The sequence below is a fragment of the Streptomyces sp. NBC_00122 genome, assembly GCF_045160845.1.
In the GTDB taxonomy this organism is placed as follows: Bacteria; Actinomycetota; Actinomycetes; order Streptomycetales; family Streptomycetaceae; genus Streptomyces.
Genome location: NZ_CP108191.1, coordinates 108,565 through 122,379 on the forward strand (window position 1 = coordinate 108,565; position 13,815 = coordinate 122,379).

11 protein-coding genes and 2 pseudogenes are annotated in these 13,815 nt (G+C 72.7%); 3 read left to right on the plus strand and 10 right to left on the minus strand.

Translation table 11 applies throughout. From position 1 onward, the window contains the following. Positions 1 to 97: 97 nt before the first annotated feature. Entirely contained in the window at positions 98 to 829 is a 732-nt protein-coding gene (locus OG737_RS00500; protein ID WP_328924120.1) for a hypothetical protein, read from the minus strand. 181 nt (positions 830 to 1,010) lie between these two features. On the opposite strand from OG737_RS00500, the gene OG737_RS00505 reads away from it, so the two are divergent. The 3 genes and pseudogenes from OG737_RS00505 to OG737_RS00515 all read left to right on the plus strand — a co-directional run. Further along, entirely contained in the window at positions 1,011 to 1,916 is a 906-nt protein-coding gene (locus OG737_RS00505; RefSeq protein WP_328924121.1) for a hypothetical protein, read from the plus strand. Next, complete coding sequence (locus tag OG737_RS00510) at positions 1,913 to 2,728, plus strand: alpha-L-glutamate ligase (RefSeq protein ID WP_328924122.1); 816 nt, start codon at positions 1,913 to 1,915, stop codon at positions 2,726 to 2,728. Before OG737_RS00505 ends, OG737_RS00510 begins: the two co-directional genes overlap by 4 nt. Before the next feature lie 39 nt (positions 2,729 to 2,767). Continuing rightward, positions 2,768 to 3,442 (plus strand): annotated as a pseudogene (locus OG737_RS00515) (zinc-binding dehydrogenase); the annotation flags it as partial. A 267-nt stretch (positions 3,443 to 3,709) separates the two neighbouring features. Here OG737_RS00515 and OG737_RS00520 read toward each other — a convergent pair. From OG737_RS00520 to OG737_RS00560, 9 genes and pseudogenes are all read right to left on the minus strand, one after another. Beyond that, on the minus strand, positions 3,710 to 4,543 hold the full coding sequence (locus OG737_RS00520) for a PaaX family transcriptional regulator C-terminal domain-containing protein (protein ID WP_328924123.1): 834 nt from the start codon (positions 4,541 to 4,543) through the stop codon (positions 3,710 to 3,712). Between the two features lie 50 nt (positions 4,544 to 4,593). Further along, entirely contained in the window at positions 4,594 to 5,319 is a 726-nt protein-coding gene (locus OG737_RS00525) for an Asp/Glu racemase (protein WP_328930161.1), read from the minus strand. A gap of 73 nt (positions 5,320 to 5,392) precedes the next feature. Next, a complete protein-coding gene (locus OG737_RS00530; RefSeq protein ID WP_328924124.1) occupies positions 5,393 to 6,334 on the minus strand; it encodes a fumarylacetoacetate hydrolase family protein in 942 nt (313 codons plus the stop codon). Positions 6,335 to 6,375: 41 nt separating this feature from the next. Next, positions 6,376 to 7,491 (minus strand): cupin domain-containing protein, encoded by a 1,116-nt coding sequence (locus OG737_RS00535; RefSeq protein WP_405680460.1) that lies wholly within the window; start codon positions 7,489 to 7,491, stop codon positions 6,376 to 6,378. After that, a complete protein-coding gene (locus OG737_RS00540; protein ID WP_405921071.1) occupies positions 7,488 to 8,516 on the minus strand; it encodes a carbon-nitrogen hydrolase family protein in 1,029 nt (342 codons plus the stop codon). The genes OG737_RS00535 and OG737_RS00540 overlap by 4 nt, the downstream gene beginning before the upstream one ends. A gap of 10 nt (positions 8,517 to 8,526) precedes the next feature. Further along, positions 8,527 to 10,845, minus strand: coding sequence for an FAD-dependent monooxygenase (locus OG737_RS00545; RefSeq protein WP_405680458.1), 2,319 nt, complete (start codon positions 10,843 to 10,845; stop codon positions 8,527 to 8,529). Then, positions 10,827 to 11,357, minus strand: a complete 531-nt coding sequence (locus OG737_RS00550) for an acyl-CoA thioesterase (RefSeq protein WP_405922389.1) — start codon at positions 11,355 to 11,357, stop codon at positions 10,827 to 10,829. Before OG737_RS00550 ends, OG737_RS00545 begins: the two co-directional genes overlap by 19 nt. 27 nt (positions 11,358 to 11,384) lie before the next feature. Further along, positions 11,385 to 13,004, minus strand: a pseudogene (locus OG737_RS00555) (AMP-binding protein); the annotation flags it as partial. 137 nt (positions 13,005 to 13,141) lie between these two features. After that, positions 13,142 to 13,573, minus strand: coding sequence for an ATP-binding protein (locus OG737_RS00560; protein ID WP_328924128.1), 432 nt, complete (start codon positions 13,571 to 13,573; stop codon positions 13,142 to 13,144). Positions 13,574 to 13,815 lie beyond the last annotated feature (242 nt).

Consider the following 13,815-nt stretch of genomic DNA (forward strand, 5'->3'; position numbering starts at 1 on the left):
GATTCGAACCCCCAACTGACACCCCTGTTCAGCTTCAACATCAGTTTCAGCTTGCGCTCTCGCGCACCCCCCGCGCTCGCGGGGGGCGATCTCGGGGCTACCTGAACAGGTAGCCGAACACCGCGTCCCCGACCCGCTGGTCGGTGACCTCGGCGCTGTTGGCCTCCTCGCGGGCGAACTTGACGGCCTGCTGGAGCTTCTCCACGCGGTCGAGCAGCTCGTTCACCCGCCGGGCCGGGAGCGCGCCGGAGAACTTCACCGTCGTCCAGTAACCGACCGGGACGTCCTCGTAGTAGACCTCGACCTGCGCCGGGTGCTTCTCGGTCGCCTCGGCCTTGACGTGGTTGCGCGGCACCTTCTTGGTGCGGATCGTGCGCACCGGGTCCGTCTTCCAGGAGTCCGTGGAGGGGTCCAGGTTCCAGGACTCGGACGCGTCCAGTACCGGCAGCTTCCGGACGAAGGTGTGCATGTCCGTGAGCTGCTTCTCCAGGAAGAGCAGGTAGGGCACGGGCACCTGCGCCAGCAGGACGGTGCCGTCCACGACGACGTCGGCTGCCGCGGTGCGGTTCGCCCAGTCCTTGGTCGCCGTCACGTCGAACAGCCGCGTCAGGGTGCCGGCCGTGGCCCGCAGCACGTCCTCCGCCTTGACCTGGACCCGCGTGGACTCGGGCGGCAGCTGCTCGCCCTCCTCGTCCTTGGGCTGGTAGGTCCGCGAGATGCCGGCCAGCAGGGCGGGCTTCTGGACGTCGTGGTGAGCCTGCGAAAGCTCCTGGAGGGACTTGGACTTGACGCCCTTTTCCACTGCGATGATCTGATTCAGCTTCGGCACGCGCTGAACCTAACAGGCGGCGGTGCCGCCCGTATATTCGAATATCGCCCGTGCGTCCCGGCGGACCGGGGCGACCGGCTTCCGACGCAGGACGATCATCACATTGCGGTCCATGACATCCTGTGACGTCACAACTCGCCGGACGGGATCGGCGGACGTCCGGGGAATATGGGGAAGGTCCATGAGGCTCTGCTTCCTGGTGGAGGAGCACTACCGCCACGACGGCATGCCGAACGAGGTGATCGGGCAGCTCAGCGCGTGGGGGCACCAGGTCGACGTGGTGCGGCCGGGGGGCTCGCTGCTGCGCATGACGGAGGCGGTGCGGGCGGGCGCGCACGACGCCTGGGTGCTCAAGACGGTCTCCGGCGGCCCGGGGCTGACCCTGCTCGAAGCCGCGGCGGCGACCGGGATGACCACCGTCAACGACGCCCGGTCGATCCGGGGCGTACGGGACAAGGCGCTGGCCGCCGCCATCGGCCGCGCCCTGGGCCTTCCGCTGCCCCCGACGTACGCGGCGGCATGCCCCGAGCTGCTGAGGGAGATACCGGAGGCGGAGTACCCCCTCGTCGTCAAGCCGGCCGACGGGAGTTCCGGGCGGGCCGTGCACCTGGTGTCCTCACCGGAGCGGCTGGAGTCGCTGCTCCCCGTCCTCGCGGGCGAGGGCCTGCTCATCGCCCAGCCGTACGTGCCCAACTCGGGCACCGACATCAAGGTGTACGGGGTCGGCGGGGAACTGTTCGCCACCGAGCGATGCTCCCCGCTGAACCCGGACCCGTCGGTGCGCGAGCGCCGCGTGCCGCTGTCGGCGGAGGTCGCGGCGATCGCCGAACAGGTGGGAGCGGTGTACGGGCTCGACCTGTACGGGGTGGACGTACTGCTGGGTCCCGACGGGCCCGTGGTCGTCGACGTGAACGACTTCCCGAGCTTCCGTCAGGTGCCCGACGCGGCGGCGCGGGTGGCCCGGGCGGTGCTGGAGCTGGCGCGCACGGGCGGCTCCGCGCCTCCGCCCGCGGCGCCGGCGCCCCCCTACGCGCTGCCCGTCTCGATACCGGCGCAGATGTCCGCCCGGGCGGGGGACGGCGCGTGAGGATCGGACTGATCACGCCGGAACCGGAGCATCCGCTGCTTGCGGCGACGTCCGCGCTGCTGGCGAAGGAGCACGTCGTCGATGCGCTCGACCCGGCCGGGACGGACCCCGCCGCGGCCTTGGCCGGCACGCCGCCTGCCGACGTGTACCTGCTGAAGTCGCGTACCGGGCGGGCACTGGACCTGGCGCGGGACCTGGAGCGGCGGGGCGTCCCCGTCGTCAACACCGCGGCGGCGACCGCACTGTGCCAGGACCGTACGGCGATGGCGGAACTCGCCCTGCGGGCCGGACTGCCGTTCGCCGCCACCCGCACCGTCGGCGCCCTCTCCGCATGGGCCGCCTCGGACACCGCGCTCTCCTCCCCCGTGGTGGTCAAGAGCCGGTACAGCCGCCGGGGTGACCTGGTGGCCCGGGTGGACGACCCGGCGCGGCTGCGGGAGTTGGCGGCGGCCTGGCCGCAGGAGCCGGTGGTGGTGCAGGAGTTCGCGCCCAACAGCGGCTGGGACCACAAGCTGTGGGTGATCGGGGACCAGGTCTTCGCGGCCCTGCGCCGTTCCGAGCTCTCGCCCGGCGGGCGGGGCCCCAGCCTGCCGCTGGCCGCCCACGAACTGCCCGCCGGGTGGGCCGGTCTGGTCCGGGCCGTCGGCGCGGCGTTCGCGCTGGACGTCTACGGCGTGGACATCATCGACGCCGGCGGCGGCACACCGCTGATCGTGGACGTGAACGCCTTCCCCGGTATCCGCGGCCAGTCGGGCGCCCCCGAGGCCCTGGCGGCCCTGGCCCTGCGACGGGCCGCCGGCGGGCCCGGCTAGCGCGACTGGGGTGTCGCGCCGCCCACGGCCCGGCGCATCGGGGCCGACGTGAACCTGGTGGCCGTGCCCGGGGAGTTGTCGTACGCGACGGCGGCGGGGCTCGGCTGCCGGTTCGCGACGGCCTTCCGCGCGGTGGTCGCGCGCGGACGGGTGGCGGCGGGCGAGTGGGTCGCCGTGCACGGCTGCGGCGGGGTGGGGCTCTCGGCGGTGATGATCGCGGCGGCGGCCGGGGCGCGGGTGGTGGCGGTGGACACGGCGCCCGAAGCGCTGGAGCTGGCGCGTCGGTTCGGCGCCGCGCACTGCGTGGCCGCGGGCGTGGACACGGCGCAGGCCGTGCGGGAGCTGACCGGCGGGGGCGCGCATCTCTCCCTCGACGCCCTGGGCTCGCCCGCGACGGCCGTGGCCTCGGTGGGCGGGTTGCGCCGACGGGGCCGGCACGTGCAGGTCGGGCTGCTGCCGGGGGTGGCCGGGGCGGCGGCCCTGCCGATGGACCGGGTGATCGGATGGGAGCTGGAGATCCTCGGCAGTCACGGGATGGCGGCGCACGCCTACCCGCCGATGCTGGAGCTGGTCCGGGCCGGAGTGCTCCGCCCGGACCTGCTGGTCACCTCGACGATCCCGCTCGACGCGGCCCCGGCGGCGCTCGCCGCGATGGGCACGGCCCCGGGGCGCGGGGTCACGGTCATCCTGCCGCGATCGGGCGCGGCGCGCTGAGCCACGATCCCCGCGTCGAACACAGGAACGTGGCGGGGACGGTCGGATGGCGGGCGTGAGGTCCAGCGGCAGGGCGACGGCCGCGCCGCGCGCCTCGGAGATTCCGCAGAACCCCAACCGGGGCCCAACCCGCCGCCGACCGGCTCACGTCCCGACGATGGACCGGAAGCCGACGCCGTTCGACCCGAAGGACCCGTCGATCCCGAAGGTCACCCTGCCGCCGCTGCGGGCTCGCGATCCAACCGCCATAAAACAACGGCATTGCGGCTAAGCGGCCGGCAGGCCCGTCACGTCCTGGACATGGCGCAGGCTCGGTTCCAGCAGGACCGTGTGGAGCTGCTGGAAGACCTGGCGGGCCGCCACCGCGTTCCAGTCCGCCGGCAGGAGTTCGGTCGGCAGGCCGGGGTCGAGGTACGGAAGGCGGCGCCACTGGGTGAGCAGCGGCACGTAGTGGCGGAACGCCCGCGCGGGGTCCGGCTGCGCACCGGCGCTCAGCAGCGCCTGGGCCACGGGCGCGTAGGCGTCGGTGAAGGCCGCGTACTGCTTCTGGATCGCGGGGAAGTCCCACCACGAGCTCACCGTCTCGGGCAGGTCGCTGAAGGCGGCGTACTCGGCGGCGGCGAACAGGTGGACGTAGTCGCTGAGTCCGAGGCGTTCGAGCATGCCGCGCGCGTCGTCGAGCAGCCGTCCGGGCGCCAGCCACACCCCGGGGGCGATGTTGCCGAAGCCGAGCCAGGTCAGCCGGGTGCGCAGCTGGTAGCGGTGGGAGCGCTCGGACTCCGGTACGGAGAAGACCGCCATGGCCCAGCCGTCGGCCAGGTCGGCGGGTTCGAGGCTGGCGAAGATCCGGCGGTCGCCCTCGTCGAAGACGGGGTGGGCGGCCGGGCTGAGGCGGTACCCGGTGGCGCCCCGGCGCTCCGGTTCGAGGACTCCGCGCTTCTTGAGGCGGGAGATCGCCGAGCGTACCGCCGGGCCGTCGACGTCCAGTTCTCCCATCAGCGTGATCAGGTCCGCGATGGAGATCCAGCCGCCGAGGCGGCGCAGGAACGCCCCGTAGACCGTGTTGATCAACGAGCTGGGCCGAAGGGGGCTGTCCGACATGATCGCCTTCCGTTGTACGCGGTCGCGATCATATCGGGGCCCCCTTCGGACTACGCGGGCAGCGGCGAGCGCGCGTACGCGCCGGAGAGCAGGTGCCCTGCCCCCGGGGCCACCGCCTCCAGGTCCAGGGAGCGCAGCATCTGGTGGGCGGTGCAGACGGCCGCGGACACGACCGGCTTGCCCAGGAGCTGTTCGGCCTCCTCGATGGCTCCCAAGGACGGCATCTGCACGCACGCGGAGAGCACGACCGCGTCCGCGTCGGCGTACTCCAGCGCCCGGGCGAGTCCGGGCAGCCGGGCCGGGTCGTGGGCGGCGACGTCGAGGTTGTCCGGGATCTCCAGGGCCTGGTGGTCCAGGACCTCGATGCCCTCGTGGCCGAGGTAGTCGACGACGGTACGGGTGAGCGGGCGCATGTACGGGGCGAGCAGCACGATCTTCCGGGCGCCGATCGTGTGCAGTCCGTGGACCAGGGCGCCGGCGCTGGTGACCACGGGCGCCGGGGCGCCGTTCTCCACGGTACGCAGGTGCAGCCGCTCCTGGGCGGTGCGGTGGTAGCCGAGGCCCATGCTCATGATGGCGACGAGGCAGGCGTACCCGAGGACGTCGACGCGGGCGTCGGAGAGTTCCACGGCGCACCGGTCGGAGTCGGCGTCCATGGCCTTGAGCTGCTCCGGCGTCACATGGGTCATGCGCATCCGGCTGGAGTGGAAGGTGAAGTCCTCGTCGGGTACGAGGCCGCGGCGGGCCCGCAGGATCGCGGGGACCTCGGTCTCCATGGTGACGTTGGAGCTCGGCACGATCTGGCCGATGCGGTGGATACGGGTGCGGGACGACACGGTCGGTTGCTCCTCAGCGGGCGTCGACGACGGGGTTGGTCAGGGTGCCGATCAGCTCGACGGTGGCCTCCACGGTGTCACCGGGTACGAGGTACTGCGGCGGGACCATGCCGGCGCCGACGCCGGACGGGGAGCCCGTCGCGATGACGTCACCGGGCTCCAGGGTCACCCCGGAGCTGATGTCGGCGATGAGGCGGGCGATGGGGAAGAGCATGTGCCGGGTGTTCGACTTCTGCTTGGTGACGCCGTTGACGCGCAGCGAGAGGTCGAGGGCCATGGGGTCCCGGATCGCGTCCGCCGTCACGACGACCGGGCCGAAGGGGGCGTAGGAGTCCTGGCCCTTGGAGAAGAACCACTGACCGGAGCGGCGCTGGTCGCGGGCGCTGATGTCGTTGACGATGCTGAAGCCGAAGATGTGGTCGTAGGCCTCCTCCTCGCTCACCCGGTAGGCGGTGCGGCCGATGACGACGGCCAGTTCGCACTCCCAGTCGAGCTGGGTCGTGAGGTCGGCGTTGTGCAGGATGGGCTGGCCCGGGCCGGTGACGGCGGTGGCGGGCTTGGAGAACAGGACGGGGCGCGGGGGCAGGTCCCGGTCGGTGTCCAGGCTGCGGCTGGACTCCTCCACGTGCTCGACGTAGTTGAGGCCGACCCCGATGATCTTGCCGGGGCGGTGCGGGGCGCGCAGGGTGACGTCTTCGATCCGGTGGACCGCGCCTGCCGGGTGGCCGCAGGCGGCGCCGTCGAGCAGCTGCCGGGCGGTCTGCCGTGCGGCGGGTCCGGCCTGGATGAAGGAGAGCAGGTCGTGCGGGAGGTGGACGCCCGCGTGGTGGGCCAGGGCGGCGAGGTCGAAGACCTGGCCGTCGGCCTCGACGCCCAGGCGTTCCGGGGCGTCGGTGGTCGTGGTCGCGGTGGTCGCGGTGGTCGTGGTCGCGGTGGTGAAGGTCAGCAGTCGCATGGCGGTTCCTCGGGTCTTCGGGTCGTCGGGGGCCTCGTGGGTCAGGCGGTGGCCGGCTGGTGGCCGTCGTTGTCGGCGTACGCCTCTTCCCGGTGGAAGCCCAGCGAGCGCATGACGGGGAAGTCGTTGAAGGAGAAGAGGCAGGCGTCCTCGGACGGGTCCAGGTTGTGGTGCTCGTGCCAGGCCCAGGAGGGGACGCAGAAGATGTCCCCCTGCTGCCACACGAAACGCCGGCCCGCGATCACCGAGACCCCGCACCCCTTGGCCGCCGTGTAGACGACCGATCCGGTGTGCCGGTGGGCCTTCGTGGCCTGGCCCGGGCGCAGCAGCTGCATGTGGGCGCCCATGGTGGGCATGACGGGGCCGCCGGTGACCGGGTTGGTGTACTCGGCGATGACCCCGTCGTACGGGGAGCCCTCGGTCGCCTCGGCCAGGCCCAGCAGTGCCTCGTAGGTGGGCTCCCACGGGTAGGCGAGCAGCGGCGAGTACGGCCTCGTCCACTTCTCCGAGCCGTAGGGCAGAAGATGGGCCGCGTAGGTCAGCACGGAGGAGTTGACGACCTTTCCCGGGGTCTGGTGGAGCTCGGGGTGCACCTCGTAGAAGCCGGCGTCCAGGGCGTTGACCAGCGGGATGTCGAGTCCGTCCTGCCAGATGACGGGCGCGTCGTCGGCATCGTTGCCGTGTTCGTGCCAGGTGCCGTTCGGGGTGATGGCGAAGTCCCGGGGGCCGACCTTCAGTTTCTGGCCGTCGACGATCGTCCAGGCCCCGGTGCCCTCGTGGACGAAGCGCAGGGCGGCGGCCTGGTGGCGGTGTGCGGTCATGGCCTCGCCGGGGCCCATGATCTGCAGGCCCGTGTAGAGGAGTCCCGCGGCGGCGCTGACGTCCCGGCGGCCGGGGTTGACGAGCATGACCACGCGGCGGCCGGCGTCGTCGGCCTTGACGAGCCCGAGGGCCTTGTGGACGAGCGGGCGCAGGTCCGCGTAACGCCACAGCACCGGAACGGACTTGGGCTGGGGGTACCAGGGCTCGATGTCGTTGGCCACGGTCCACAGGGCGCCGGCGTCGAGGGCGCCGAGCTCTTCGTAGTACGCGGTGAGTTCGGGGGTGTCGGACACCCGGGCGCGGCCGAGCGCGGTGTCGTCCTGTTCCGTGGTCATGCGTCCTCCTCGGAGGTGGTGGTGGCGGTGGTGGGCGGGGCCGGGGCCGGGGCCGGGGCCGGGGGCACGGTGAACGTCACCGGCGGGCGCGGGCGGTTGTCGACTTCGAGGCGGAAGACGTCGAAGCGGTTGTAGTGGCCGACGATGTCGTGCATCTGCTTGGGCTGGATGCAGCGGGCGAGGTCGATCTCGCCGTAGACGATGCCCTCGTCGTCGACGAGCGGATCCGAGACGGGGCGGCCGTCGGGGCCGAAGATGCCGGACAGGGCGCTGCGCGGGCGGGTGAACTGCTTGCGGAGTTCCTCGTCGTCCCCGGCGAGGGCGTCGACGATCTCCGGGGAGACGGTGGAGCAGGCGACGACGGAGAAGACCTTGCCCTCGAAACTGTGGGCGGCGGTTCGGACGGCGATGGCGTCCGCCATGTCGTAGTCCGCGGGGGCCACGGGCAGGGCGATGTAGCAGGAGGCGTGGATCAGTTCGCCCTGGGCGAGGAGGGCGAAGCGGGCCAGGGTGTTGGTGTTCTCGCCGCAGGCCAGTACGCCGAGCGGCCCGACGGGGGTGGAGTGGACCCGCAGCGAGCTGCCGTCCCCGCCGGTCCAGGTGAGCTTCTCCGCCCAGGTGGGCACCAGTTTGCGGTGCACGCCGAGGAGTTCGCCGTCGGGGGCGATGGTGAGCAGGGTGTTGTACAGGACGCCGAGGCTGTACGGGACCCGCTCGTTGACCCCGATGACGACGGTGACGCCGTGCTGCCGGGCGGCGGCGCGCAGGGTGTCGACGTGGGGGCCGGGCACCTCGACCGAGGCCCGCTGGAGCCGCTCGAACCAGGGCGAACCCTGGACCGGGTTCATGGTCCAGTTCCAGTACGGGTATCCGGGGACGAACACCTCGGGGAACACGACGAGTTCGGCGCCGTTGCCCGCCGCCTCGGCGATCAGGGCGACGGCCTTGTCGACGGTGGCGGCGGGGTCGAGGTAGACGGGTGCGGCCTGGACGGCCGCGGCCGTGAAGCGGCGCAGGTTGTCCATGAGGGCCTCCCTATCGGTGGGCGGGTGCGGGTACGCGCGGCAGCCAGCGCCGACGGACGGGCGGGGCGAGCTGCCGCAGGAGTTCGAGCCGGGGAGGTACCCGGTCGGTGCGGGCGGCCGGCGGCCGGTTGCGGCCCGCCGCCCAGGAGCGCGCCCAGGGCGCCGCGGGACCCTGGTAGCCCTGGGCCGCCGCGGCGTGCAGGGTCCACAGGGGATCGTGGAGCTGGGCGCGGCCGACACCGCAGAGGTCGGCCCGGCCGGCCAGGATGATCGAGTTCACGTCGTCGTACGTGGAGATCGCGCCGACGGCGATGGTCGGGACCCCGGTGGCGTTGCGGACGAGGTCGGCGTACGGGGTCTGGTAGCTGCGGCCGTAGCGGGGCCGCTCGTGGGCGACGACCTCACCGGTGGAGACGTCGATGGCGTCGGCGCCCGCCTCGGCGAGCGCGCGGGCGATCGCCACGGCGTCGGCCTCGCCGAGGCCGCCCTCGGCCCAGTCCGCGGCGGAGATCCGCACGAGCAGTGCCTTGCCGAGGGGCCACACCGCCCGTACGGCGCGCAGCACTTCGAGGGGCAGGCGCAGCCGCCCGGCCAGGCCGCCGCCGTAGCCGTCGGTACGGAGGTTGGTCAGCGGCGACAGGAAGCCGGAGAGCAGGTGGCCGTGCCCGTACTGGAGTTCCAGGACGTCGAACCCGGCCCGGTCCGCGCGCCGGGCGGCGGCCGCGAAGTCCCGTACGAGTACGTCCATGTCGGCGCGGGTGACCTCGCGCGGGACCCGGCTGTGTTCGTCCCAGGCCAGGCCCGAGGCGGCGATCGGCGGCCCGTCGCCGGTGCCCGCGCGGCGGCCGGCGTGCGTGAGCTGGATGCCGAGGCAGGTGTCGGACTGGCCGTGGACGAAGTCGGTGACGCGCCGCCAGGCGGCTTCCTGTTCGTCCGTCCACAGTCCGGGGCAGCCGGGGCCGCTGCGGCCGTCGGCGCTGACGGCGGTCATCCCGGCGAGCACCAGGCCGGAGCCGCCGAGCGCCTGGGTGCTGAGGTGGACGAGGTCGAAGTCGCCCGGGACTCCCTCGTGCGCGGTGTCCAGCGCGGTGGGCGGTACGACGACCCGGTTGCGCAGCAGCAGCCCGCCGAGCCGGAAGGGCCGGAACATCGGCGGTACGTCCGGGGAAGAGGTCTCGCGGGACGCCGTGTTGACGGCCTCGGTGAAGCCCGCGTCGCGTTCGCGCAGGTTGTCGTAGGTCACGCGACGGCTGCGGGTCAGGAGGTTGAAGGCGAACTGGTGCGGCTCCTGGCCCGTGTACCGGCCGATGTTCTCGAACCACTCGAGGCTGGCCTGGGCCGCGCGCTGGGTGGACTCCACCACCGGCTTGCGCTCCTCCTCGTAGGCGGCGAGCGCCGTCGGCACGTCCGGGTGTTCGTGCAGGCAGGCGGCCAGGGCGAGGGCGTCCTCCATGGCGAGTTTGGTGCCGGAGCCGATGGAGAAGTGCGCGGTGTGGGCGGCGTCCCCGAGGAGGACGACATTGCCGTGGCGCCAGGTGCGGTTGCGCACCGTGGTGAAGCGCAGCCACTTGGAGTTGTTGGGGATCAGCCGGTGGCCGTCGAGATGGTCGGCGAGGAGCTCCTCGCAGCGCCGGATGCTGTCCACGTCGCTGGTGCCGGGCGGGTGGTCGCGCCCGGCGAACTCCTCGAAGCCCGCGCGCCGCCAGGCGTCCTCGGCCATCTCCACGATGAAGGTGGAGCGGGTGGCGTCGTACGGGTAGGCGTGCACCTGGAGCGTGCCGAAGTCCTGCTCGTCGACGATGAAGGTGAAGGCCTCGAAGACCTTGTCGGTGCCGAGCCACATGTAGCGGCCGGCGCGTTCGTCGAGGTCGGGGCCGAAGGTGTCGGCGTAGGCGGCGCGGGTGGCCGACCGCACCCCGTCGCAGGCCACCACCAGGTCGTACTCGGCGGCGAGTTCGGCGGCCGGCGGTGCCTGGGTGCGGTAGCGGACGTCCACCGCGAGGGCGGCGCAGCGCTGCTGGAGGATCCGCAGCAGGTGCCGCCGGCCGAGGGCGGCGAATCCGTGGCCGCCCGAGGTGAGCGTCCGGTCCCGGTAGCGGATGTCGATGTCGGTCCAGCGGGCGAACTCCGCGGACATGGCGTCGAAGGTCTCGCGGTCGGCCTGCGCGATGCCGTCGAGGGTCTCGTCGGAGAAGACGACACCGAAGCCGAAGGTGTCGTCGGGGGCGTTGCGCTCCCAGACGATGACCTCCCAGTGCGGGGAGAGCTGCTTGGCCAGGGCCGCGAAGTACAGCCCGCCGGGTCCTCCTCCTATGACTGCCACGCGCACGGCGTGCCTCCCAGTGGTTCCGAAGCGATGAGGAGCTCGGCCCGCTGCGGGCCGGCGCCGGTGAGCGCGGCCCGTACGTCGGCGGGCCAGGGGGTCGTGCCGGTCGCACGGGCGGCGGAGTGGGCGACGACCATGGTTCCGGCGGCCGCCTCCACCCCCTGCTCGCCGTAGACCGTGAACGCGTAGTGGAGCGAGCTGCCGCCGACCTTCGTGACCCTCAGGTCGGTGCGCACCGCGTCCCCGAACCAGAGCCGCGCGCGGTAGTCCGCTTCGAAGTGGACCCGCGGCGTGCTGCCGAACAGGTGGGCCAGGCCCAGGCGGCGCAGCAGGACGGCCTCGGCCGCCTCGACCCAGCGCACGACGGTGGAGTGGTGGTAGTGGCCGGCGGCATCGGTGTCGGTCCATTCGACGCGGCGCTCGACGACCACGCTGGGCAGTCGCGGCACGGGCACCTCCGGGGCGGCCGGCTCCGGCACGGGCACCTCCGGGGCGGCCGGCTCCGGCACGGGCACCTCCGGGGCGGGCGGCTCGGTCCGGTCGGCGGCGGACCGGGCCCGACTGCGCAGTTCGGCGCGCTGGAGCTTCCCGGTACCGGTGCGCGGGAGTTCGGTCACGAACTCCACGGCCCGCGGGTACTTGTACGGGGCGATGGTCTGCTTGACGTGGGTCTGCAGCTCGCGGACCGTGTCCTCGCCCGACGGGACGCCGGAGCGCAGGACGACGTACGCCGTGACGACCATGCCGCGCCGTTCGTCCGGGGCTCCGACGACACCGCACTCCTCGACGTACGGATGGGCGGCGAGCGCCTTTTCGACCTCGGGGCCCGCGATGTTGTAGCCGGAGGAGACGATCATGTCGTCGCTGCGGGCGACGTACCAGAAGTAGCCCTCCGCGTCGCGGACATAGGTGTCGCCGGTGATGTTCCAGCCGTTCCGTACGTACGAGGCCTGGCGCGGGTCCGCGAGGTAGCGGCAGCCGGTGGGGCCCGTCACCGCGAGGAGGCCGGGCTGCCCGTCGGGGACGGGATCGCCGTTCTCGTCGACGACGGCGGCGCGGTAGCCGGGGACCGGGCGGCCGGTGGAGCCGGGCCTGATGTCATCGTCCGCCGCCGAGATGAAGACGTGCAGCATCTCGGTGGCGCCGATGCCGTCGATGATGCGCAGCCCGGTGGCCTCGTGCAACTCGTGCCACACCGACGCGGGCAGCGGCTCACCCGCCGACACGCAGCGTCGCAGCCCGGCCAGCCGGTCCGCCGCCCCGGCCGCCATGATCGCGCGGTAGGCCGTGGGCGCGGTGAAGAGCACGGTCACCCCGTGGTCCGCGACGAGGTCCGCCAGCTCCCGTGGGCCCGCCTGCTCGATCAGCAGGGTCGCGGCCCCCACGTAGAGGGGGAAGACCACGAGTCCGCCGAGCCCGAAGGTGAAGGCGAGGGGCGGCGTGCCCGTGAAGACGTCGTCCGGGCGGGGTTCCAGGATGTGCCGGGAGAACGTCTCGGCATTGGCGAGGACGTCGCGGTGGAAGTGCAGGGTCGCCTTGGGGCGGCCCGTCGTGCCGGAGGTGAAGGCGATCAGCGCCACGTCGTCGGCGGCCGTGGCGACGGTAGCGAAGCGGCCGTCCTTGGCCGCGCACCGCTCGGTCAGGTCTTCGGGGCCGGAGCCGCCGTATGCGAGGACCGGCAGGCCGGGGAGGCCGGCCGCGTCGAGTTCACCGGTGTAGCGGTGATCGCAGATCGCGACCGATGGCCGGCTGATCTCGTGGAGCTCGGCGAGCTCGGCGGCCCGCAACAGCGGCATGGTGGTGACGGCGACCCCGCCGGCCTTCAGGACGCCGAACCAGGCGGCCACGAGCCAGGGGTTGTTGGGGCCGCGCAGAAGGACGCGGTTGCCCGGGACCAGGCCGAGGTCCTCGGTGAGCACCTGGGCGACCTGGTTGGCCCGGCGCTGCAGCTCGCCGTAGGTCCAGCGTTCGGTCGGGGTGAGCAGGGCGGGGCGGTCCGGGCCCCGGCTCTCGACGGCGTCGTCGAGCAGCCGCCGGGCGCAGTTGAGCCGGTCCGGATGGGCCAGCTCGGGGAGGTCGAAGTGGATTTCGGGCCAGAGGGGGAAGGGCGGCAGCCCGTCACGACAGAAGGAATCGGCATGCGCGGAAGGGGAGAGCTCCATGGGGCGGCACCTCAATCAGGGAGCAGCGGGGGAGACGAGAGCAAGGTATGTTGAATATTTGGCGTCCGTCAACATTGCTCGATATCGCGAGGAGTCGACGGCCTTCCCCACCCGGGGCCAGCAGGCCCCGGGGCGACTCAGGGCGCCGGTATGCGCACGCGGGCGGATTTCCCGAACTCGTCGACGACCACCGAGAGTTCACCTCCCAGGCCGACGGCCATCAACTGGACGATCAGCAGGCCGCGACCACCCTCGGAGTCCAGGTCGCCCTCGGCGCGGGGCCCGGGCAGGAGCGGAAGGGCCGCACCCTGGTCGGCGACCTCCAGCCGGAGCCATCTGCCGTCACAGGCCAACCCCACCCTCATCCGGCCGGCGCCGGCATGCCGGACGACGTTGCCGACGAGTTCGCTCACGGCCAGCAGCAGGACGTCCGTCTCGTCGGCCGGGACGCCCCAGCCCGCGAGCACGGCCCGCACCCGAGCCCTGACCCGCGGGACGGTCGCCGGGTCCGGGTCGGCGATCCAGTGGATGACGTTGCGGACGGCGCTGCCGACGGTGGTGGTGAGCATGTGGTGCTCCCGGAGGGGGAAGGCGACGGACCCACTGGAGCTGCTCGTGTAACTGGACCCGAAGTCTGATCGCTCATGGGCTTGTGGTCAGCGGAAACGCGTCGCTAGATTGTGATTACACGTGTAACACGCTAACCCTCCCCGGTGAACCGCGCAAGCATTTCGGACAATCCTCGCGAAGCTCCCGCCTGTGCCCGCTCACCGGGCCCAGCCGGCCGCCCCGGCCGGCGCCGAATTGGAAG